Source organism: Sinorhizobium fredii NGR234 (genome assembly GCF_000018545.1).
GTDB classification, from domain to species: Bacteria; Pseudomonadota; Alphaproteobacteria; order Rhizobiales; family Rhizobiaceae; genus Sinorhizobium; species Sinorhizobium fredii_A.
In genome coordinates, this window is the sequence record NC_012587.1 from 1,615,166 (window position 1) to 1,637,486 (window position 22,321).

A 22,321-nucleotide genomic window follows, 5' to 3' on the forward strand; every position below is an offset into this window, starting at 1 on the left:
ATTGACACCAGATCGGGCATTTTTGCATCGCTTTTGCTGGAAAGTCAGCCAATCCGGTGCCTGTCGGCGGCGAGGTCGCGCGACCGCCGGCGGTGGTAGAAAGGTTTTTGTGCACGCAAGTCGCGGCACTCTCGTTCAGGGATAGCGTTACGTGCTACCCACAGCATGAGAAATATCGCCCCGGCGAGACCGGCTGGCGGCGGACAAGAGGAACCCCGTGAACCGGGGTCCATGGAAACGGGGATGTTGGCAAAATGGTCCTACGCGTCGACCTCGATGCAATCGACATGAAAATCCTGCGCGAGCTGCAGGGCAATGGCCGAATGACAAATGTGGAATTGGCCGAACGCGTGGGCATCTCGGCGCCGCCATGCCTGCGCCGCGTTCGCAAACTCGAGGAAGCCGGCGTCATCCGCGGCTACCGCGCGCTTCTGAATGCCTCCGCGCTCGGCTATGACCTCGTTGCCTTCTGCATGGTTGGGCTAAAGCACCAGTCGGACGCCAATCTCAAGGCATTTGCCGCCCGCACCGCCTCATGGCCGCTCGTTCGCGAGGCCTGGATGGTCTCGGGTGAATCGGACTTTCTGCTTCAGTGCGTGGCCGAGAACCTTGCGGCCTTTCAGGATTTCGTTATTGAAGAGCTCACTGCGACCGACAATGTCGATACAGTACGGACGATGCTGACGATCCGCCAAGTGAAGGACGCCTGCCAGGTGGAGATCTAGCGATGCATCGCCATTGCCATTCAATCGGGGCGAACTGGGCAGCAGAAACCTGACGCTCGCGACACGAGCCCCCTTCGCACCACGCACGCGGCCGGTCAGAAGATCTCAATGACGCCAAAGCTCCCGCTCTCCGCCTTCATCATCTGCCTGAACGAGGAGGCCTATCTCGGCAATTGCATCGAGAGCCTCTCGCAATGCGCCGAAATCGTCATCGTCGATTCCGGCTCGACCGACGGCACGGCGGCGCTGGTGCAATCCTATATCGACAAGGGCTGGCCCATCCGGTTCATGTACGAACCGTGGCGGGGCTATGCCGGGCAGAAGCAATTCGCCCTGGAGCAGTGCGGTCAGCCCTGGTGTTTCAACATCGATGCAGACGAGCGGTTAGACGAGGCGCTGAAGGCTCTGCTGCCTTCGCTTCTGAACGCTCCGGCAGATATCGTCGGCTGGCGGGTGGCGCGTCGCCCCTATCTGATCGGCTACGGCTATACGCCCGAAAACGTGCGTGAGCGGCGCAATCTTCGTCTCATCCGCAACGGTTGCGGCCGCTACGACCTTGACCAGAAGGTGCACGAAGGAATTATTCCGGACGGCAAGGCGGGCGCGGCCCGAACCGGCAGCCTGCTGCATTACAGGCCGCTGATCATCGACGAGCAGATCCTCAAGGAAAACAAGTATTCGACGCTGAAAGCGGATCAGCAGTTCGCGGAGGGCAGGGCGCTGCGGCCGCACAAGATGCTGTTTGGCCCGCCGCTCTATTTCTACCGGCTTTATTTCCGCAACGGGCTGTGGCGCTGCGGCTTTCCAGGCTTCATCGAAGCGATGACCGGGGCGGTCTATGCGTTCCTGACCGCGGCTAAGGTCTATCAACGGCATGCGCTGAAAAACCGGCCGAATGTCGACGATGCGCTTTCCCGCTAGAGCATTTTGCAGGCAGGTGGAATCACCTGCCGTCGCACAAATGCGGCAAAAACAAAGAGATAGGGCGGTCGGCGCGAACGCAGGTAAGCGCATCCCGCTCTAATGCCCGGAAAAGGTGACCTATGAAAGTCATGCATATTCATTTCGGCAAGGAAGGCGGTGCAGAGCGGTTCTTCGTGAATCTGGTCAACGCCTTGCACGACAGGGGCGTCGAGCAGCGTGTGCTGATCCGCCCCGGGCGCAGCTGGCGCGGCGAAATCGAGGGTAGCGCACGGATTTACGAGGGTGTCTTTCGACGGGTCTCGTTGTCGCGATTCTTCTTGGGCTGGCGGATGTCGCGCATCCTCCGGGAGTTCCGGCCCGATGTCATCATGGCCTGGCAACTGCGCGCCAGCCGCTTCATGCCTCCTTACAAGGATGCCTTCCGCATTTCTCGTCTCGGTGACTATCCGGAGCACCTTGGCTACTACACCAATGTTGAGACGTTGGTGTGCATCACGCCGGACATCGCCGCCAAGGTGCGCGAATTCGGCTGGCGCCGCGGCGTCGAGGTAATCGCGAACTTCACGCGTGCCACGCCCGTCGCGCCGATCGCGCGCGCTGAGATGAGAACGCCCGCCGAAGCCTTCGTGGTCGTCGGCATGGGGCGTTTCGTCAAGCGCAAGGGGTTCGACGGGCTGCTTCGCGCCATCCAGAAGGTCGAGGGTACCTATCTTTGGCTGCTCGGCGACGGACCCGAGCGGGAGGAGTTGGAGCGGTTGACCGACAATCTCGGCATACGAGATCGTGTCCGCTTTCCCGGGTGGCAGACCAATGCCTATGGTTACCTCGCCGCTGGCGACGCCTTCGCGATCAACTCGTCGCATGAGCCTCTTGGCAATGTGTGCTTCGAAGGCTGGGGTGCCGGCAAGCCGACCGTTGCGGCGCGAGCCGAAGGGCCTTCCTGGGTGATGACCGATGAGCGCGATGCCCTGATGGTGGACTGTGGCGACGACGAGGGCCTTGCAAGCGCGATCCGCAGGCTGCGCGACGATCCGGGATTGCGGGAAAAGCTGAGCGCCGGCGGTCGGGAAACGCTGCAGACGCGCTTTTCCGAGAAGGCCATTACCGACGCCTATCTCGAACTCTTCGCAAAGGGTGCTGCGCAGCGATGAAAGTCATGCACTTCCACTTCGGCAAGGATGGCGGCGCCGAGCGCTTTTTCGTCCATCTCGTCAATGCCCTTGCCGAACGCGGTGTCGAGCAGACCTCGGTCATCCGGCCCGACCGACAGTGGCGCTCCGAAATCGAAGGTGCGACCAGGATAACGGAAAGTAATTTCCGGAACCTGTCGCTCGATCGTCTGCTCCTGCCGCGCAAGGTGATGCATATGGCGCGGCGCGATAGGCCGAACGCGCTGATGGCCTGGGCACCGCGCGCCAGCCAACTGATGCCGGCCTACAGAGGGTGCATCAAGATTTCCCGGCTCGGCGACTATCCGCCACGCCTCGACTATTTTCGCAACACGGATTGCATCGTCTGCAATACGCCCGGGATCGCCGAACACGTCCGCAAGCTTGGCTGGAAGCGGGACATCGAGGTCATTTCCAACTTCACCAGCACCGAGCGTGTTGAACCGATCAGCCGAACGACGCTCGACACGCCGGAGGACGCACCCGTCGTCATGTCGATGGGCCGGTTCGTGGAACGGAAGGGTTTCCACACGCTGATCGAGGCGGTCGCCAAAGTGCCCGGCGTTTACCTCTGGCTGCTGGGCGATGGTGAGGAGCGCGAGAACCTCGAAAAGCTCGCAACCGATTTGGGTGCCGCGAACCGGGTCCGCTTCGCCGGTTGGCAGAAGGACACAAGACCGTTCCTAGCGGCGGCCGACATCTTCGTCATGGCTTCGAGCCACGAACCGCTTGGCAATGTCATCCTGGAAGCGTGGGCGCAGGGAACGCCCGTCGTCTCAAGTCGCTCCGAAGGCCCGCAATGGTTCATGCGCGATAACGAAAACGGTCTGATGGTCGACATCGGCGATACCGATGGCTTCGCGCGCGCGATCGAGCGCATCGCCAACGACCGCACCTTGGGAGCCGCACTCGCCGAACGGGGACACGAGACGCTGGTCGGCCAGTTCTCCAAGCAGGCGATCACCGATGCCTATCTGAGGCTGTTCGCCTCGAAGCGGTAACCCGCCGGTCAGCGCATCAGCCTGTCGTAGATCGCGCCGATTGCCTGAGCTTCGCCGTCGATGGCGAAATTCCTCGACGCGCGCGACAGACCGTTGGCAGCGGCAGCGGCAAGCCGCGGCAGGTCATCCATGAATGCGGCCGCACCATCGACCATCGCCTCAAGATTCCCCGCCGGAATGATAAGCCCTGTTTCGTGCGGCCCCTCCGCAATCAATTCGGAGAAAGCCCCGACGTCGCTTGCCACGACCGGCACGCCGCTCGCCATTGCCTCGAGCGGTGTCAGGCCAAAACCCTCCCAGCGCTGCGGTGCGACGAACAGATCGAGGGCGCGGTACCAATCGGGAATATTCGTGTGTTCGCCGACGAACAATATGCGGTCGGCGAGTCCCGCCTTGGCGACGCGGTCCTTCAATTCAGCCTCGAAGGCGAGGTGAGGGCCGGTGGCGCGTCCGGCGACGATCGCGCCCCATTCGGGTCGGCTGGGCAAAAGGGCAATCATGCTGTCGACAAAGAGGTCGGTCCCCTTCTGATGTCGAACACGGCCGAAACAACCGGCATATTTCCTGGACGGATCGAGATCGAGCGCCCGTTTCGCCGTCGCCTTGTCGACAGGCGGCCGGAACCGATGCGTATCGATCCCATGCAGGATCACGGTGCTCGGAACCTCCAGATAGGCGGCGGTCTTCGCGCTGGTGGCGATCACCGCGTCCATCCGGCTGATCAGGAACTTGCTCCACCCGGTATGCCGCCGCTGCGAGGCGGAGGTGAAGACGATCCGGATCTTCATCCGCAGCAGATCGCGCAGGAGAATAGCCGGCAGCATTTCGACATTGCGGCGCGCATGCCAGACGCGACAGCGGCGGCCTGCCGGCTTCTGCCAGAGGTGGATCAGATCGCGAAACCGGACGGACGGCAGACTCTTGGGAAGCCCGGACCCGAGCACCGCGATCTTCTGTCCAAGGTTGCGCTGAACGGGAATGAGCTGGATGATCGTCGAAGTGACACCGGAGAGACGGCGCTTGAAATTGGGCGCAATGATCTCGATGTCCCGGATATCGGCCACGTGAGCGCGCTCCTTGCGCCTCTAGCTTCAGGTTCTTTGGGGAAGAGAGGGGCGGAACGAATGCCGCGCCCTGAAGGGAATGGGCGAGGTCCAATCACCCCGCCGCGTTTCCGTGTTTCTGCTGTCGGCCTCGGGCGATCAGCCCCACTGAACGGCGAGGATTTCGTAGGCCTTGGAGCCGCCCGGTGCATTCACCTCGATCGAGTCGCCAACCTCCTTGCCGATCAGCGCGCGGGCGATCGGCGAGGAGATCGAGATTCGGCCGGCCTTGACGTCGGCTTCCTGGTCGCCAACGATCTGGTAGGTCTTTTCCTCCTCGGTGTCCTCGTCGACGAGTTTGACCCTGGCGCCGAACTTGATCTTCGAGCCGGACATCTTCGAAAGATCGATGACCTCCGCCCGGGCGATCAGATCCTCGAGCTCGGAAACACGGCCCTCGTTGTGGCTCTGCGCCTCCTTGGCGGCATGGTATTCGGCATTTTCCGACAGGTCCCCATGGGCACGTGCTTCGGCGATCGCCTCGATGATTCGCGGGCGTTCTTCCTGTTGGCGCCAGCGCAGCTCCTCCTGCAGATTGGCGAATCCACCCTGGGTCATCGGAACCTTGTCGACCATTTCATTGTCCTTTATCAAGCGCGCGGCGCCGCCTTTCGGCGGCGCCGACGCAAAAGAAAACGGTCCCCGGAGCAAAGCACCGGAACCGTCCGAAAACATCTGAACCGTTCTTATAACAGAAACGGAAGCGCGAAAGCCAGATTTTTCGCGCCGGTTCACGGTCTGGCGAGGGCCATGCTCGGCCCCGAGCTTCTTCGAAAAAGCGGGCACCTGAAAAACCCTCTTTACCTCAAGAGCGCTTGAGGTTGTATCAGTCCTGGTTCCATGAACAAGCGATCGGAACCAATCCATGAGTGTAGTCGAAGAGAACCCGAGGACCTCCAGCGTGACGATGCAGAGGGATGGTGAGGGCCGCTGGAGCGAATTGCTAACGAGAGACCATCTCGCGGCAACCGTGACGTTGTGCCTTGGCGTCGCGCTCTTTGCCTTCAACGAGTTCTTCATTTCGACGGCCTTGCCGACGGCGGTCGAGGAATTCGGTGGGGCGGCCCTGTTGTCCTGGGCCTTCACGCTCTATCTCGTCTTCGCCATTATCGGCGGCGCCTTGGCCGCCAATCAGAAAGCAAGATTCGGTGCGCGCAATACGCTTGTCGCCGCGGCACTTGTCTTCGCCACGGGCACGGTCATCGCGACGCTCGCAACCGGCATGCCGCAAGTGCTTGCCGGCAGGCTGCTGCAGGGATTGGGCGAGGGCATCATTGCCGGTGTTTGCTACGCCCTGATACCAGAGCTTTTTCCGCCGCGCCTCGTTCCCAAGGTGTTCGGGGCGGAAGCCATCGTCTGGGCCTCTGCCGCCTTTGCCGGCCCGCTGATCTCCGGACTGCTGACGGAATACTGGTCGTGGCGCGCCGCTTTCTTTGTCAACATACCAGCCGTGGCGGTCTTCCTGGCGCTCGTCGTCACGATCGTCCGCCAGCCGAAGGACCGCAAGGGAGCGGCAGGGGCAATTCCCTTGCTGCGAGTACTCGCCTTCGGTGTCGGCATCTTGTTGATCTCAATCTCCAATACTGCCGGCAACGGCTATGTGACGGCGGCTTTTCTGATGATGGCAATCGCCGTTTTCATGACGGCGGTCCAATCCGATCGCAGATCGCCGAACTCCATTCTGCCGTTCGGGGCCTTCTCGATGCGAACCGCGCTCGGCACCGGTCTCTGGGTCGTCCTGTTGATGCCGCTGGCCCAGGCGTCCGGTTCCGTTTATCTCGTCTATTCAATGCAGCAATCGTGGGACTTCGGACCGACAGCCGCCGGCTTTTCCAGCGCCTTGATGGCCATGTCCTGGAGTGCAACGGCAATATTCGTCGCCAGCCTGCCCTCGCACGCAGTGCGCATTCGGCTGATGTGGGCGGGGCCGCTGATCCTTTGCCTTGGTCTCATCGGACTGACGCTCGCCGTCGGCAGCGGCGAATACGGTCTGGTGTTCGTTGGGCAGGTCGCAATCGGGGCCGGCTTCGGGATCAGTTGGGGAACACTCAGCCAATTTCTGATGGACGTGTCGACCAGAGAAGAACGCGACAAGACGTCGGCGTTGCTGCCGACGCTGCAATCGGCCGGTTACGCGATAGGCGCCGCCCTTTTCGGCGTGACCGCCAATACTTTCGGCCTCGATGAGGACGTCAGCGAGCAGGTCTTGTCCTTGTCGCTGACCATCGTGTTTGCTCTGGCCTGCGTCATTGCCGCCGCATCGCTCTTTTTCGCGATCCGAACTCTTCGCTTGACGCGGCGGGCACCTCGCGCCGCGCAGCTCAAGTAAGGGCTGCGGCCCCGTCCAGGGGAACGGCGTTCTCACGCTGGTGGCGGAACACGCCCGGGCGGCGCCTACTGCATGTCTCCTTAAATCGTCCTCGATTCAAGGACGAAGACATGCAGCAATTCCAAGGGCTACAGCGACCTTTGCGCGCCTGATAAGGCGCGCGGCGCTGTAGCAATCAAGGCAAACTGCTCGCAGCCGCGGCCCTCGGATGGCGCAACGGTCGCGAGCAACTTGCCCTCGCGGGAGCGGACCTCCACCGTCAACGATCCGTAGTCGATATCGCGGCCGATCTTGTCGGCAATGCGCCGGGCGTAAAAGAGCGCCGAACCATCGTCGAAATGGGCGATACCCTCCTCGTCGATGAAGCGTCCATCAACCCAGTGGAGATCAAAGAAATAGTGCCGCACGTCGTTGCCCCAGTCCTGCGCCTTGCCGGTTGATTTCGGCTTCGCTGCTCATGGGATCAGAGAACCACGTCGCACCCGAATGGGGCCTGAACCAGACGTTCAGGTTGTATTCAGCGGCGTTACTGAACTTCGACGTACGATGGCGCACCCGGCATTCCGGGTGCGCCAAGACCTTCCGTCAAGCGTCGAAATAGCTCTGCAGCGGACGGACTTCGAGGTTGCCCGCCTTCAGCGCCTTGATGGCGTGAGCCGCAGCTTCAGCTCCGGCCATGGTCGTGTAGTAGGGGACCTTCTGCATCAGGGTCGCACGGCGGAGCGACTTCGAGTCGGAGATCGCCTTGTTGCCGTCCGTGGTGTTGATGACAAGCTGGACCTGGCGGTTGCGAATGGCGTCCTCGACGTGCGGCCGCCCCTCGAGCACCTTGTTGATCTTGGTGGCGGTGATGCCGTGCTCGCCCAGGAACCGTGCCGTGCCGCCGGTCGCCACGACCTTGAAACCGATATCCGCGAGAACGCGGATGGCCGGCAGCACCCGTACCTTGTCCTCGTCACGTACAGAGACGAAGACCGTTCCGTCGCGCGGCAAGTCGACGCCGGCGCCCAGCTGGGACTTGGCGAAGGCCAGCGCATAGTCGGTGTCGAGGCCGATCACTTCGCCGGTGGAGCGCATTTCCGGACCGAGCAGCGTGTCGACGCCCGGGAAGCGGGCAAACGGGAACACGGCTTCCTTGACGGCAATATGCTTGAGGTTGCGCGGATCCGGCTTCTTGCCATAGGCGGCGATCGCATCGTCCAGGTTTTCACCGGCCATCACGCGAGCGGCAATCTTGGCAATCGGCGCGCCGATCGTCTTGGCGACGAAGGGAACCGTGCGGGACGCGCGCGGATTGACTTCGAGGACATAGATCGTGCCGTCCTTGATGGCGAACTGCACGTTCATCAAGCCGCCGACGTTCAGCGCCTTGGCAAGTGCCGCCGTCTGGCGCTCGAGCTCGTCGACGAGGTTCTTGTCGAGCGAGTGTACCGGCAGCGAGCAGGCCGAGTCGCCGGAGTGAATGCCGGCCTCCTCGATATGCTCCATGATACCGGAGACAAAGACATCCTTCCCGTCGCACAGGCAATCGACGTCCACTTCGATCGCATTGGTCAGGTAGCTGTCGAAGAGCAGCGGGTTCTTGCCGAGCAGCGTGTTGATCTGGCCGGTCTTGTCATTCGGATAGCGCTGCTTGATGTCTTCCGGCACCAGCCCCGGGACCGTATCGAGCAGGTAGGTCTGCAGCATGCCTTCCGAGTGGATGATCTGCATGGCGCGGCCGCCGAGAACGTAGGACGGGCGCACGACCAGCGGGAAGCCGATTTCGGCGGCGACGAGCCGCGCCTGCTCGACGGAGTAGGCGATGCCGTTGCGCGGCTGGTTGAGATCGAGCTTCATCAAGAGCTTCTGGAAGCGGTCGCGGTCCTCGGCAAGGTCGATCGCGTCGGGTGCGGTGCCGAGGATCGGGATGCCGTTCTTCTCCAGCGCCTCGGCAAGCTTCAGCGGCGTCTGGCCGCCGAACTGCACGATGACGCCGTGCAGCGTGCCGTTTTCCTGTTCGGCGCGCATGATCTCGATCACGTCTTCCGCCGTCAGGGGCTCGAAATAGAGCCGGTCGGAGGTATCATAGTCGGTCGAAACGGTTTCCGGGTTGCAGTTGATCATGATCGCTTCGTAGCCGGCGTCCTTTAGCGCGAAGGCCGCGTGGCAGCAGCAATAGTCGAACTCGATGCCCTGGCCGATCCGGTTCGGGCCGCCACCCAGTATGACGACCTTCTTGCGATCGGAGACCTGCGCCTCGGAACGCGCGGCGCCGACGAACGGCGTCTCATAGGTCGAATACATGTAGGCGGTCGGCGAGGCGAATTCGGCGGCACAGGTGTCGATGCGCTTATAGACCGGGCGGACGTTCAGCGCGTTGCGCAATTCCGCCACTTCCTTCGGGCGCTTGCCGGTCAAGGTCGCAAGCCGTGCGTCCGAGAAGCCCATCGCCTTCAGCATCCGGAGGTTTTCCGCATCCTGCGGCAGGCCGTGTTCGCGGATGCGGGCCTCCATGTCGACGATCGCCTTCAACTGGGCGATGAACCAGGGATCGATCTTGCAGGCCTCGTGCACTTCCGCTTCCGTCATGCCGAGGCGCAGCGCCTGGGCGACCATCCGCAAGCGGTCGGGGGTCGGCGTGCCGATCGCGGCACGGATGGCGTTGCGGCCGTCGCCGTTCTCGTCGAAATCCGGGACCTCGATCTCATCGAGACCGGTCAATCCCGTTTCGAGCCCGCGAAGCGCCTTCTGCAGCGATTCCGCAAAGGTCCGGCCGATCGCCATGACTTCGCCGACCGACTTCATTGCGGTGGTCAGCGTGGGCTCGGCGCCTGGGAATTTTTCGAAGGCAAAGCGCGGGATCTTGGTGACGACATAGTCGATCGACGGTTCGAACGAGGCCGGCGTGGCTCCACCGGTGATATCGTTCTCCAGTTCGTCGAGCGTATAGCCGATGGCAAGCTTGGCGGCGATCTTGGCGATTGGGAAACCGGTGGCCTTGGAGGCGAGTGCCGAAGAGCGCGAGACGCGCGGGTTCATCTCGATGACAACCAAGCGGCCGTTTTCCGGATTGACGGCGAATTGGACGTTCGATCCGCCGGTCTCGACGCCGATCTCGCGCAAGACCGCGATCGAGGCGTTGCGCATGATCTGATATTCCTTGTCGGTCAGCGTCAGCGCCGGCGCGACGGTGATGGAATCGCCCGTATGGACGCCCATCGGGTCGATGTTCTCGATCGAGCAGATGATGATGCAATTGTCCGCCTTGTCGCGGACGACTTCCATTTCATATTCCTTCCAGCCGAGCACCGACTCCTCGATCAGGACTTCCGTCGTCGGCGACGCGTCGAGACCGCTGCCGACGATCTCGAAGAATTCCGACCGGTTGTAGGCGATGCCGCCGCCCGTGCCGCCGAGCGTGAAGGAGGGCCGGATGATTGCCGGCAGGCCGACATCGTCGAGCGCCTGCGCGGCGATCGCCATCGCGTGGTTCACATAGCGCTGCTTGCGGTCGCCTTCGCCGAGGTTCCACTTGTTCTCGAGTTCGTCGAGCGCCGAGTCGAGGTCGTTCCCGGAAAATTTCGCCTTGAGCGCGGCGCGTTCCGCCTCATGTGCCTTGCGGTCCAGGTCCTTGATGTCGGTGGCATTCGCCAGCCGCGACTTCGGCGTTTCGAGCCCGATCTTGGCCATCGCCTCACGGAAGAGGGCGCGGTCCTCGGCCTTGTCGATCGCCTCGGGCTTGGCGCCGATCATCTCGACATTGTAGCGGTCGAGAACGCCCATCCGCCGCAGCGAAAGCGCCGTGTTCAACGCCGTCTGTCCGCCCATGGTCGGCAGCAGCGCGTCGGGACGTTCCTTGGCGATGATCTTGGCGACGACCTCGGGGGTGATCGGCTCGACATAGGTCGCGTCGGCAAGCCCGGGGTCGGTCATGATCGTTGCCGGGTTGGAATTGACGAGGATGACCCGGTAGCCTTCCTCCTTGAGCGCCTTGCAAGCCTGGGTGCCGGAGTAATCGAACTCGCATGCCTGGCCGATCACGATCGGTCCCGCGCCGATGATGAGGATCGATTTGATATCTTGGCGCTTCGGCATGGTTGTCATCCGTTTTCTGGTTGCGCGAAAAACCGGCCGAGGTGGGAGATCACCGGCCGGGTGCGCAATGAATGGTGTTTTCAGGCTAGAAGCGGCTTATAGGCAAATGTCTCTGCCAGCGGAACCCCGAAAATTCCGGAATCGACAATAAACCGAAGATATTCGCTTCTCGCCCGCGACCCATTCGGAAGGCGCAGTCACCAGCACTCCATGCACCGTGCCGCGCGTCGCAGATAGGAAGTCGAAAGCGCAGAGACATCATCGGCCGCCCGGACGCGGACAGGTCGGAAATAGCGCAGAAAATGACCCGCCCGATGAAACCGCCCGGTGGCGATTGCGTTTTACATGGGTCGTCGCGCGGGCATATAACTGTTCAACGCGCCAAGGTAGAAGCGACGTCTCCGGAGGACAGATCATGGAATGGAAGGGCCGCCGCCAGTCCAGCAACGTCGAGGATCAGCGGGGAGCAAGCCCCGGCGGCCTTGGAGGCGGCCCCTTCGGCCGCGGCGGAGGATTCCGCATTCCGACCGGCGGGGGCGGCATGCGTCGCGCCGGCGGTGGCTTGAGCTTCGGCACGATCATCTTCCTCGTTATCCTCTATTTCATCCTCAAGGCCATGGGCATCGACATGCTCCAGGTGCTCGAGGGTGGCCCGGTGAACATGCCTGGCTTCGAGCAGAGTGACGGATCGCAGGCGCCGCGCGGCTCGGCCGAGGAAGAGGAAATGAAGGCGTTCATGGCGACCGTGCTTGCCGAAACCGAAGATACCTGGAACGGCATCTTCCAGGCCGGCGGCGAACAATACGAGGAGCCCAAACTGGTGCTCTTCAACGGTGCCGTCCAGTCGGCCTGTGGATTTGCCCAGGCGGCGTCGGGTCCCTTCTATTGCCCGGGCGATCGCAAGGTTTATCTTGACATGAGCTTCTTCGAGGAGCTCGCACAGAAATTCGATGCGGCCGGCGATTTCGCGCAAGCCTATGTCCTGGCGCACGAGGTTGGCCACCACGTTCAGAACTTGGTCGGTGTCCTGCCGAAGTTCAATCAAATGCGTCAGCGTATGAGCGAGGCCGAGGCGAACCAGATGTCGATCCGCGTCGAATTGCAGGCCGATTGCTTTGCCGGGATTTGGGGCAAATACACCGAACAGAAGGGCTTGCTTGAGCGTGGCGACCTCGAAGAGGCACTCAATGCGGCCACCCAGATCGGTGACGACACACTGCAGAAGCGCATGCAGGGCTACGTCGTGCCGGAGAGCTTCAACCACGGAACCTCGGAGCAGCGGATGAAGTGGTTCAAGCGGGGCTTCGACAGCGGCAGGATGTCGGACTGCGACACTTTCTCCGGATCGGTTTGATTCTCGGTCGGGCCGGGCAAAACCCGGCCCGTTACGCACCGTTATCGCCGATTTTCGCTGTCCATATGGACAAGTTGTGCCTCGGGATAGCGCGCGCCGGCGGCAGCGTCCTTCGGAACGGCGCGCTCTATTGCGGCGAGATCCCCGGCATCCAGGCGTACCGCCTGTGAGCCGAGCGCCTCGGACAGACGGTCGCGACGCCGGGCACCGACGAGCGGCACGATATCCCCGCCCTGAGCGGCGACCCAGGCGATGGCGATCTGCGCCACCGTGGCGCCTTTGTCAGCCGCAACGCGTCTCAAGGCTTCGACCAAGGCGAGGTTCTGTTCGAGATTGCCTTCCTGGAAACGGGGGCTCATGGCGCGGAAGTCGCCGCTCCTGGCTGCGTCCTTCTGCCAGTGACCGCTGATCAGGCCGCGCGACAGCACGCCATAGGCGGTGATGCCTATCCCGAGTTCTCGACACGTGGGGAGGATCTGGTCCTCAATCCCTCGCGAGATCAGCGAATATTCGATCTGCAGGTCGCTGATCGGGTGGACGGCGGCGGCACGGCGGATCGTCTCTGCTCCGACCTCGGAGAGGCCGATGTGACGCACATAGCCCGCTTTGACCATGTCCGCGATTGCACCGATCGTCTCTTCGATCGGCACATCCGGGTCGAGACGGGAGGGACGATAGATATCGATATGGTCGACGCCGAGGCGCTGCAGGCTGTAGGCCAGGAAGTTCCGCACCGCCTTTGGCCGCCCATCGTAGCCGGACCAGCCGCCGGCCGCATCGCGCAGCGCACCGAACTTCACGCTCAGTTGTAGCTTGTCCCGGGGCCTTCCGGCGAGAGCTTCGCGGATCAGCATCTCGTTGTGACCCATGCCGTAGAAATCGCCCGTGTCGAGCAGCGTGATGCCGGCCTCGATGGCGGCATGAATGGTGGCAATGCTTTCCGCCCGATCGGCCGGACCGTACATCCCCGACATCCCCATGCAGCCGAGGCCGATCGCCGCAACCTCTGGACCGGACGTGCCTAGCGAAACCATCTGCATCTCACTTCTCCTTGCGTGAGGCCCTACGGCCGTTTCGTTCGCTGTAACGTTTTACTCCCGATCGATCTGTGCGATAATCCGTCATTCATGACACAGCTTGTACGGATTGCCGCACAATGAATGATCTTCCCCTTGCCGATCTCGACGCCTTCGCGGCCGTGGCGCGCGAACGCAGCTTTCGTACGGCCGCAAAGAAACGAGGCGTGTCGGCGTCCGCTCTCAGCGAGGCGCTGCGGCGGCTCGAATCCCGGCTGGGCGTGCGGCTGCTCAACCGCACGACGCGCAGCGTCACGGTAACCGAGGCGGGCAGGCGCCTCGTCGAGCGGCTGGCGCCGGCGCTCGGCGAGATCGCTGGCGCTCTCGATCAGGCGGCCAGCGAAATCGACAACCCGGCTGGAACCTTGCGGTTGAACGTCCCGACAATCGTTGCGCGCGAGATCCTGCCCCCCATCGTCGGTCCTTTTCTCCAGGCTCGCCCGGCGATCACCCTGGAGGTAACCGCGGAGGACGGCTTCATCGATGTTCTGGCGGCGGGCTTCGACGCAGGCGTGCGTTACGAGGAGCGTCTCGAAAAGGACATGATCGCCATCCCGATCGGGCCGCGCGTGCAGCGTTATGCCACGGCGGCCGCCCCGGCCTATCTTGCCCGCCGCGGCGTGCCGCAGCATCCGCGCGATATCCTCGATCACGCCACAATCCGCCATCGGTTTCAGAACGGCATCGCATTGCCCTGGGAATTCGGCGAGGGCGAGACGACAATCACCGTGGCGCCACCGGCTACCGTGCTCGCCAATACAATCGATCTCGAGATCAGCGCTGCCGTTGCCGGGCTCGGGATCATCCGGACCTTTGAAGAATTCCTCGTGCCGGAAATCAAAGCCGGGCGCCTTGTTCCTATTCTGGAAGAATGGGTAACCAGCTTCCCGGGACCCTATCTCTACTACGCGGGCCGGCGACACATGCCGCCGCCGCTGCGCGCTTTCGTCGATTTCCTGAAGGTACGGCAGCGACCCTTGTCGCGATGAACGCAGGTTGAGCAGGGAAACTCATTCGCTATCGTGATCATTCCGATAAGCACCTTTGAAATGTTCTTGGATTGTTTCGCTCCAGACGATGCGATAAACCTTATTTGGTGACGTCGTTCTTGTTCTGTCTCCGCTGCGACGGACAGCGGGGAGGGGAGCTTCATGCTCGACAGGAAATTCGTGCGACGCGGCCTGTTCCTCGTCTTCTTGATCCTGCTTCTCGACATCATGGGCATTGCCATCATCGTCCCCGTGCTGCCCAGCTACCTTCAGGAACTGACCGGGGCGAATGTCGGCGAGGCGGCTATCGAGGGCGGCTGGCTGCTGCTCGTCTATTCGGGCATGCAGTTTCTATTTGCGCCGGTGATCGGCAATTTGAGCGACCGGTTCGGACGGCGGCCGATCCTGCTGGCCTCGGTCTTGACGTTCGCGATCGACAACCTGATCTGCGCGCTGGCGACGAGCTATTGGATGCTGTTTGTCGGCCGCATTCTCGCCGGCATCAGCGGCGCCAGCTTTGGCACTGCCTCCGCCTTCATCGCCGACGTCAGCGACGATACAAACCGTGCCAGGAACTTCGGGTTGATCGGCATCGCTTTCGGCACCGGCTTCGCGCTCGGTCCTGTGATCGGCGGCCTTCTTGGCGAGTTGGGTCCACGCGTCCCATTTTACGGCGCGGCCGCGCTCTCCTTCGCCAACTTCGCGATCGGCCTGTTCCTTCTCCCCGAGACGCTTCAACCGGCAAATCGGCGCCGCTTCGAGTGGCATCGGGCAAACCCGCTCGGCGCGCTGAAGCAGATGCGCAACTATCCCGGAATCGGCTGGGTGGGTCTCGTCTTCTTCCTCTACTGGCTCGCCCATGCCGTCTATCCGGCGGTCTGGTCCTTCGTTTCGTCCTATCGCTACGGCTGGAGCGAGGGGCAGATCGGATTGTCACTCGGCATTTTCGGCGTTGGCGGAGCGCTGGTGATGGCGGTCGTCCTGCCGCGTGTCGTGTCGAAATTCGGTGAGCGAAGGACGGCGACGCTCGGTCTCGTCTTTACGGCGCTTGGCATGGCCGGCTACGCGGCTGCCTGGCAGGGCTGGATGGTTTATGTCGTGATCGTCGCGACGGCGCTCGAAAGTCTCGCCGATCCGCCATTGCGCAGCATCGCGTCGGTCCACGTGCCGCCCTCGGCGCAAGGCGAACTGCAGGGAGCTCTTACCAGCATTTCGAGTATAACGACGATCCTCGGGCCGCTTCTGTTCACGCAGATTTTCGCCCTCTTCACGAGCCTGGCAGCCGGTTACGCGTTCTCCGGCGCGCCTTACGCGGTGGCGGCGTGCCTGATCGTCGCAAGCCTGTCCGTATTCCTGCTGCGAGTGCGGCACGTCGGCGCATTTCAGGTCACCGAGCCGACTTCGGTGAACGGTCCTCGGGAACAGTTTGCGCCACGATCGCAAGCGCCGGCGGATTGATCAATTTTCTTGATAGTCCGATGAAAAATTAAGCAGATTCGCCGTTGTCGCTAGCGCCCGTCCCGGTGGTGCTGTAATTCGGCTTACTCCTAGAATTTGATGCCCACTGCGCCGCAGAGCGAGGATTATTCCATGCTGACCGCGAACCGAGAGCTTGTGTCTGCACAAACCGACAATTCGTGGGGCACCCACTTCCGGGCCAGCGTTTACCTCGGCGTACCCTTCATCGGTGCGCAGCTTGCGCAGCTCGCCATCAATACCACCGACGTGCTGATGGTCGGCAGGCTCGGAGCGGTCCAGCTTGCCGCGATCATCCTCGCCACACAGTTCTTTTTCACCATCTTCATATTCGGCAGCGGCTTCGCAAATGCCGTGGTGCCCATGGTCGCGCAGGCGCAGGGGCGGGGCGACAGAGTGTCGGTCCGCCGCTCCGTGCGCATGGGCATGTGGGTGGTCCTGCTCTATGGGCTCGTGACCGCGCCGATCCTCTGGATGGCCGAGCCGATCCTGCTTCTTGCCGGCCAGAAGCCGGAAGTTTCGGCTCTCGCTGCGGAATATCTGCACATCGCGCAATGGGCGATCTTTCCGAGCCTGATCTTCATGGTGCTGCTGGCGTTTCTGAGCGGCCTGGAGCGGGCCGGGATCATACTTTACGTGACGCTCGCGACCCTGGTTCTCAACGCCGTGCTCTGCTATCTGCTGATCTACGGCCATTTCGGCTTTCCGGCGCTTGGTATATTCGGTGCCGCGGTCGCTGCTCTCGGCGTGGCGCTGCTTGGTGCGGCGCTGACGATCGGCTACATACGCAGCCAGCCGGAACTCGATCGGCATGAGCTTTTTGTGCGCTTCTGGCGCCCGGACTGGCCGGCTTTCCGCGAGGTCATCTATCTCGGCGTTCCGATTTCGCTGACGATCCTTGCGGAAGTGAGCCTCTTCACCGTCGCTTCGCTGCTGATGGGAACGATCGGCACCATCGAACTCGCGGCGCATGGCATCGCGCTCCAGTTCGCGTCGATCGCCTTCATGATTCCGCTCGGCCTTGCCCAGGCGGGCACGGTTCGCGTCGGCCTTGCCTATGGCAGCGGCGATCTCCTCGGCGTCCGGCGCGCCGCCGTCGCCGTGCTCGCCCTCGGTTCTTGGTTCGCAGCCGTGGGCAGCACGATCTTCGCACTGCTTCCCTATCAACTCGCGACCCTCTATCTCGACACCGGCCGGCCCGACGCCGCCGAGGTGCTTGCCTTCGCCGGTCCGCTGATCGTCATTGCTGGCGCGTTCCAACTGGTCGATGGGCTCCAGGCGATCGCCGCCGGCATGCTGCGCGGACTGAAGGACACGACCGTGCCGATGATCCTGGCGATGATTTCCTATTGGCCGATCGGTTTCGTCTGCGCCTGGGCCTTCGCCTTTCCGCTAGAATTCGGCGGCGTCGGCGTCTGGTTCGGCTTCGCGCTGGGGCTGGCGGCGGCCGCCCTGCTGCTCAACTGGCGCTTCTTCCGCCTCATCCACTCGATGCGCAGACCTGCTGCCGTGTGATCACGATGATTTAAGGTCGGATCGACCTAAAATCATGAACGTGATCGATTCTAATAGGTTAGAGCGGGAGACGGGCGGAAAACCGCACACACTTTTCCTCATCCCGCTCTAGCAATCGAGCGATGCACGAACTGGGCAAAAGAATAGCCGGACGGGCAGGGGATGCCGTCCGGCTCATAGTGAGCGGTCCCACCAGGGGAAGAAATGGAACCGCTTGTGAAACTTCCTGGCAGAAGTTTCCTGGAGGCATTTCATCTCAGGGCGTTGGCGACGTTCTTGCCGTCGCGGTCGCCTTCACTTTTTCCTCAGCCCATCCGTTGCTGCCGACAGGACCGTCACGCGGTCACGGGTCTCGTTGCGAAGCGCTTGCATGGTCGCAAAAATCATTGCGAAAAACATCGCCATCGAAAATATCGCAAGTCCCATGGCCGTCTCCTTTCACCTGCTACAACGGCATGCCATTCAGAAAAGTTCCATTCACTTGTTGTTTCAGGCTACAACTTCCGGTGTGAAGTCATCTTGAACGCTGGGTTCATCTAGCATTCATCCTTGGGGCGCTGCTGTTTCCGGTGGAACAGGGCGAGGTGGATCGCGCCACCCTTGCGATTGGCCACGGTCCGTGACAAAAGGCTTCACCAAACGGAAACAGGCGCGATGACCACGGCTTTCTATCCCGGCTCCTTTGATCCGATGACGAACGGTCATCTTGATGTGCTCGTTCAGGCGCTTAACGTCGCGTCGAAGGTGATCGTCGCGATCGGCATTCACCCCGGCAAGACGCCGCTCTTTTCCTTCGACGAACGGGCAGGTCTGATCCGTCGCTCGCTCAGTGAATCCCTGCCGCAAAGGGCGGGGGACATCGCCGTCGTCGCCTTCGACAACCTGGTCGTCGATGCCGCCCGTCAGCATGGAGCAAGCCTTCTGGTGCGTGGGTTGCGGGACGGCACGGATCTCGATTACGAGATGCAGATGGCCGGCATGAACAGGCAAATGGCCCCCGATATCCAGACACTGTTTCTGCCCGCGGGGACAGCATCCCGGCCCATTACGGCCACATTGGTCCGGCAGATCGCAGCCATGGGCGGCAACGTCAGCGCCTTTGTTCCCGGGCCGGTCTTTCAGGCGCTGCAGGCGAAGCACAAAGCCTGAGCTTCCACCACGCAAGGAGAACGCATGAAAATCCTCCAATTCGCTTTTGCAGGCGCCCTGGCGCTCGCCACCCTCACGGGAGGCGCTCAGGCCCAGTCGAGCGACAATTTCCTGACGATCGAGCTCAAGGACGGCCCCGTCGTCATCGAGCTGCGCCCGGACATCGCGCCGAAGCACGTGCAGCAGATCAAGGAACTGGCCGCCGCCGGCGAATACGACAACGTCGCCTTCCATCGGGTAATCAAAGGTTTCATGGCACAGACCGGCGACGTCCAGTATGGCGACATGAAAGACGGCTTTCAGCCGGAGTCTGCCGGCACGGGCGGCTCTTCGAAGCCGGACCTCAAGGCCGAGTTCTCGGATGTTCCCTTCGAGCGCGGCACCATCGGCATGGCGCGCTCGCAGAGCCCGGACAGCGCCAACTCGCAATTCTTCATCATGTTCGCTCCGGGCGATTTCCTGAACGGCCAATACACGGTCGTTGGCAAGGTCGTCGAAGGCATGGAGAATGTCGACAACATCAAGCTTGGCGACGACGCCAACAACGGCGCCGTCACGGACCCTGACCGCATGATCAGCGTCAAGGTCGGCAAATAGGATCAGACAGAAGGAGAAAAACCATGGCCGAGATCAAAGATCCGGAAAACACGATCATCATGGAGACCACCAAGGGCAGGGTGGTGATCGAGCTTCGGCCGGACGTGGCTCCGGGCCATGTCGCCCGAATCAAGGAACTGTCGCGCGAGGGCGCCTATGACGGCGTCGTGTTCCATCGCGTGATCGAGGACTTCATGGCGCAGACCGGCGACGTGCAGTACGGCAAGACCGGCGGCGAGCACTTCAACCCGGCGCGCGCCGGCATGGGCGGCTCCTCCAAGCCGGACCTCAAGGCCGAGTTCTCCGAGGTTTCGCATGTGCGCGGCACCTGCTCGATGGCCCGCAGCCAGATGCCGAACTCTGCGAACTCCCAGTTCTTCATCTGCTTTACCGACGCCCCCTGGCTCAACAAGCAGTACTCCGTCTGGGGTCAGGTCATCGAAGGCATGGACATCATCGACCAGATCAAGCGCGGTGAACCGGTGCGCGATCCCGACTCGATCGTCTCCATGCGGGTTGCCGCGGACGCCTGATTTGCGCTAATGCACAGACCCGCCCCGGTCGCGCTTAAGCCACCGGGGCGGGTTTGCTTTTGTTCGATACCCCTATGCGCGTAGACCTGTTCGATTTCGACCTGCCGGAGACTTCCATCGCGCTGAGGCCCGCGAGCCCGCGCGACAGCGCCCGCATGCTCGTCGTGCGACCGCAACGCGAGCCGGCTCTTTCCGACTTCGGTGTGCTCGATCTGCCGTCGTTCCTGAGCCCCGGCGATGCGCTCGTCTTCAACGATACGAAGGTCATTCCGGCGCAGCTCGAGGGCATTCGCCGGCGCGGCGAGGACGTCGCCACGCAGGTCTCGCTGACGCTGCACATGCGCGTCGCCCCCGACCGCTGGAAGGCTTTCGCGCGGCCGGCCCGACGGCTGAAGCCCGGCGACCGGATCAGCTTCGGCCATGGAGGCAATGCCTGCCTGCTGGGTTCGCTCGATGCGACGGTCGAAGAAAAGGGCGAGGCAGGGGAGGTCACTCTTCGCTTCGAGCTTTCCGGTCCGGTGCTCGACGAGGCGATCATGTCGGTCGGGCATATTCCGCTGCCGCCTTACATTGCTTCCAAGCGTTCCGAAGATGCGCGCGACCGCGCCGACTATCAGACCGTCTATGCCCGCGAGGAGGGAGCCGTCGCGGCTCCGACGGCGGGTCTGCACTTCACCGACCGGCTGTTCGGCAAGCTTGACGAGGCCGGCATCGAGCGGCACTTCGTCACGCTGCACGTCGGGGCGGGAACTTTCCTGCCGGTCAAGGCCGACGATACCGATGACCACGTGATGCACGAGGAGATCGGCCATGTCGACGCGGTGACCGCCGAAAAGCTGAATGCGGTGCGGGCGCGCGGCGGACGCATCGTCTGCGTCGGCACGACGTCGCTTCGGCTGATCGAAAGCGCTGCGACAGAGGACGGAAAGATCCATCCCTGGTCGGGTACGACCGGGATCTTCATCACCCCGGGCTATCGCTTCCGCGCCGTCGACATGCTGATGACCAATTTCCACCTGCCGAAATCGACGCTGTTCATGCTGGTTTCTGCCTTCGCCGGATTGGAAACGATGCGCGGCGCCTATACCCATGCGATCGCAGCCGGTTACCGCTTCTACTCCTATGGCGATGCAAGCCTGCTCTTCCGGAAAGACCAATGACCGAGACGTTTCAATTCAAGCTGCTTGCAACTGACGGCAAGGCGCGCCGCGGTGAGGTTTCGATGCCGCGCGGGACAATCCGGACGCCGGCTTTCATGCCGGTCGGAACAGTCGGTACGGTCAAGGCGATGTATCTCGATCAGGTGCGTGAACTCGGCGCCGACATCATTCTCGGCAACACCTACCATTTGATGCTGCGTCCCGGTGCCGAACGCGTTGCGCGGCTCGGCGGTCTGCACAACTTCATTCGCTGGGAAAGACCGATCCTGACCGACAGCGGCGGCTTCCAGGTGATGTCGCTATCGAGCCTGCGCAAGCTCAACGAACAGGGCGTGACCTTCAAGAGCCATGTCGACGGCGCGCTCTATCATATGTCGCCGGAACGCTCGATCGAGATCCAGGGGCTGCTCGACAGCGACATACAGATGCAGCTCGACGAGTGCGTCGCGCTGCCGGCGGAGCCGGGCGAAATCGAGCGCGCGATGGAAATGTCGATCCGCTGGGCGGAGCGCTGCAAGGTCGCCTTCGGCGACCAGCCGGGCAAGGCGATGTTCGGCATCGTGCAGGGCGGCGACATTCCGAAGCTGCGCGAACGCTCCGCCTTGGCGCTCAAGGAGCTCGACCTGAAGGGCTATGCGGTGGGCGGGCTCGCCGTCGGCGAGCCGCAGGAGGTGATGCTCGACATGCTCGATGTCACGTGCCCGGTCTTGCCGGCGGAGAAGCCGCGTTACCTGATGGGCGTCGGAACGCCGGACGATATCCTGAAATCGGTCGCGCACGGGATCGACATGTTCGATTGCGTCATGCCGACGCGCTCCGGTCGCCATGGGTTGGCCTTCACGCGCTACGGCCGGATCAACCTGCGCAATGCGCGCCATGCCGAAGACATGCGGCCGCTCGACGAGCAGTCCTCGTGCCCGGCGACGCGGGATTACTCTCGCGCCTATCTGCATCACCTGATCCGTTCCAACGAATCGCTCGGCGGCATGCTTTTGAGCTGGAACAATCTCGCCTATTACCAGGAATTGATGGCCGGCATCCGCAAGGCGATCGAAGAAGGGCGCTATGCAGACTTCATGGCAGAGACCCAGGAAGGCTGGCAGCGCGGTGACCTTGCGCCGGTGTAAGTCGAAACCGTCAAATA

Annotated in this window: 20 protein-coding genes; 14 read left to right on the forward strand and 6 right to left on the reverse strand. The window is 62.3% G+C overall.

Annotated features, from left to right (window positions below; translation table 11 throughout):
• The first annotated feature begins 254 nt into the window (after nt 1-254).
• The 4 genes from NGR_RS19075 (at nt 255) to NGR_RS19090 (ending at nt 3,819) form a co-directional block, all read left to right on the forward strand.
• Nucleotides 255-725 carry an Lrp/AsnC family transcriptional regulator gene (locus tag NGR_RS19075; protein WP_012708105.1) on the forward strand — a complete coding sequence of 157 codons (471 nt, stop codon included), beginning with the start codon at nt 255-257 and terminating at the stop codon, nt 723-725.
• 108 nt (nt 726-833) lie between these two features.
• The gene (locus tag NGR_RS19080; RefSeq protein WP_012708106.1) at nt 834-1,646 is read left to right on the forward strand and encodes a glycosyltransferase family 2 protein; all 813 of its coding nucleotides are present in this window, start codon (nt 834-836) and stop codon (nt 1,644-1,646) included.
• 122 nt (nt 1,647-1,768) lie between these two features.
• Nucleotides 1,769-2,800 (forward strand): glycosyltransferase, encoded by a 1,032-nt coding sequence (locus NGR_RS19085; protein ID WP_012708107.1) that lies wholly within the window; start codon nt 1,769-1,771, stop codon nt 2,798-2,800.
• Entirely contained in the window at nt 2,797-3,819 is a 1,023-nt protein-coding gene (locus NGR_RS19090) for a glycosyltransferase (RefSeq protein WP_164924332.1), read from the forward strand. Before NGR_RS19085 ends, NGR_RS19090 begins: the two co-directional genes overlap by 4 nt.
• A gap of 8 nt (nt 3,820-3,827) precedes the next feature.
• On the opposite strand, the gene NGR_RS19095 is transcribed toward NGR_RS19090, so the two are convergent.
• Both NGR_RS19095 and greA read right to left on the reverse strand, forming a co-directional pair.
• Entirely contained in the window at nt 3,828-4,883 is a 1,056-nt protein-coding gene (locus NGR_RS19095; RefSeq protein ID WP_012708109.1) for a glycosyltransferase family 4 protein, read from the reverse strand.
• A gap of 138 nt (nt 4,884-5,021) precedes the next feature.
• Nucleotides 5,022-5,498, reverse strand: a complete 477-nt coding sequence (gene greA, locus NGR_RS19100) for a transcription elongation factor GreA (RefSeq protein ID WP_014764680.1) — start codon at nt 5,496-5,498, stop codon at nt 5,022-5,024.
• 289 nt (nt 5,499-5,787) lie between these two features.
• Between greA and NGR_RS19105 the strand changes: the two genes are divergently transcribed.
• Nucleotides 5,788-7,251, forward strand: coding sequence for an MFS transporter (locus tag NGR_RS19105; RefSeq protein WP_012708111.1), 1,464 nt, complete (start codon nt 5,788-5,790; stop codon nt 7,249-7,251).
• 128 nt (nt 7,252-7,379) lie between these two features.
• Here NGR_RS19105 and NGR_RS19110 read toward each other — a convergent pair whose 3' ends face one another.
• Entirely contained in the window at nt 7,380-7,658 is a 279-nt protein-coding gene (locus NGR_RS19110) for a DUF6894 family protein (protein WP_012708112.1), read from the reverse strand.
• Nucleotides 7,659-7,836: 178 nt separating this feature from the next.
• Nucleotides 7,837-11,328, reverse strand: a complete 3,492-nt coding sequence (gene carB, locus NGR_RS19115) for a carbamoyl-phosphate synthase large subunit (protein WP_012708113.1) — start codon at nt 11,326-11,328, stop codon at nt 7,837-7,839.
• A 415-nt stretch (nt 11,329-11,743) separates the two neighbouring features.
• Here carB and ypfJ point away from each other — a divergent pair, with 415 nt between their 5' ends.
• On the forward strand, nt 11,744-12,682 hold the full coding sequence (gene ypfJ, locus NGR_RS19120; protein ID WP_012708114.1) for a KPN_02809 family neutral zinc metallopeptidase: 939 nt from the start codon (nt 11,744-11,746) through the stop codon (nt 12,680-12,682).
• A gap of 41 nt (nt 12,683-12,723) precedes the next feature.
• Here ypfJ and NGR_RS19125 read toward each other — a convergent pair whose 3' ends face one another.
• Nucleotides 12,724-13,722 carry an aldo/keto reductase gene (locus tag NGR_RS19125; protein ID WP_012708115.1) on the reverse strand — a complete coding sequence of 333 codons (999 nt, stop codon included), beginning with the start codon at nt 13,720-13,722 and terminating at the stop codon, nt 12,724-12,726.
• Nucleotides 13,723-13,838: 116 nt separating this feature from the next.
• Here NGR_RS19125 and NGR_RS19130 point away from each other — a divergent pair, with 116 nt between their 5' ends.
• The 3 genes from NGR_RS19130 (at nt 13,839) to NGR_RS19140 (ending at nt 17,738) form a co-directional block, all read left to right on the forward strand.
• Complete coding sequence (locus NGR_RS19130; protein ID WP_012708116.1) at nt 13,839-14,747, forward strand: LysR family transcriptional regulator; 909 nt, start codon at nt 13,839-13,841, stop codon at nt 14,745-14,747.
• Nucleotides 14,748-14,909: 162 nt separating this feature from the next.
• The gene (locus tag NGR_RS19135) at nt 14,910-16,205 is read left to right on the forward strand and encodes a TCR/Tet family MFS transporter (RefSeq protein ID WP_012708117.1); all 1,296 of its coding nucleotides are present in this window, start codon (nt 14,910-14,912) and stop codon (nt 16,203-16,205) included.
• 132 nt (nt 16,206-16,337) lie between these two features.
• Complete coding sequence (locus tag NGR_RS19140) at nt 16,338-17,738, forward strand: MATE family efflux transporter (RefSeq protein ID WP_012708118.1); 1,401 nt, start codon at nt 16,338-16,340, stop codon at nt 17,736-17,738.
• A 294-nt stretch (nt 17,739-18,032) separates the two neighbouring features.
• On the opposite strand, the gene NGR_RS33570 is transcribed toward NGR_RS19140, so the two are convergent.
• A complete protein-coding gene (locus tag NGR_RS33570; protein WP_282096854.1) occupies nt 18,033-18,164 on the reverse strand; it encodes a hypothetical protein in 132 nt (43 codons plus the stop codon).
• A 228-nt stretch (nt 18,165-18,392) separates the two neighbouring features.
• On the opposite strand from NGR_RS33570, the gene coaD reads away from it, so the two are divergent.
• The 5 genes from coaD to tgt all read left to right on the forward strand — a co-directional run bounded on the left by coaD (nt 18,393) and on the right by tgt (nt 22,304).
• The gene (gene coaD, locus NGR_RS19145; RefSeq protein WP_012708119.1) at nt 18,393-18,887 is read left to right on the forward strand and encodes a pantetheine-phosphate adenylyltransferase; all 495 of its coding nucleotides are present in this window, start codon (nt 18,393-18,395) and stop codon (nt 18,885-18,887) included.
• 24 nt (nt 18,888-18,911) lie between these two features.
• Nucleotides 18,912-19,484: a peptidylprolyl isomerase gene (locus NGR_RS19150; protein ID WP_012708120.1), complete on the forward strand. Its 573-nt coding sequence runs from the start codon at nt 18,912-18,914 to the stop codon at nt 19,482-19,484.
• A gap of 23 nt (nt 19,485-19,507) precedes the next feature.
• Nucleotides 19,508-20,017 (forward strand): peptidylprolyl isomerase, encoded by a 510-nt coding sequence (locus NGR_RS19155; RefSeq protein WP_012708121.1) that lies wholly within the window; start codon nt 19,508-19,510, stop codon nt 20,015-20,017.
• A gap of 74 nt (nt 20,018-20,091) precedes the next feature.
• A complete protein-coding gene (gene queA / locus NGR_RS19160; RefSeq protein ID WP_164924333.1) occupies nt 20,092-21,177 on the forward strand; it encodes a tRNA preQ1(34) S-adenosylmethionine ribosyltransferase-isomerase QueA in 1,086 nt (361 codons plus the stop codon).
• Nucleotides 21,174-22,304, forward strand: a complete 1,131-nt coding sequence (tgt, locus tag NGR_RS19165; RefSeq protein WP_012708123.1) for a tRNA guanosine(34) transglycosylase Tgt — start codon at nt 21,174-21,176, stop codon at nt 22,302-22,304. The genes queA and tgt overlap by 4 nt, the downstream gene beginning before the upstream one ends.
• Nucleotides 22,305-22,321: the final 17 nt, after the last annotated feature.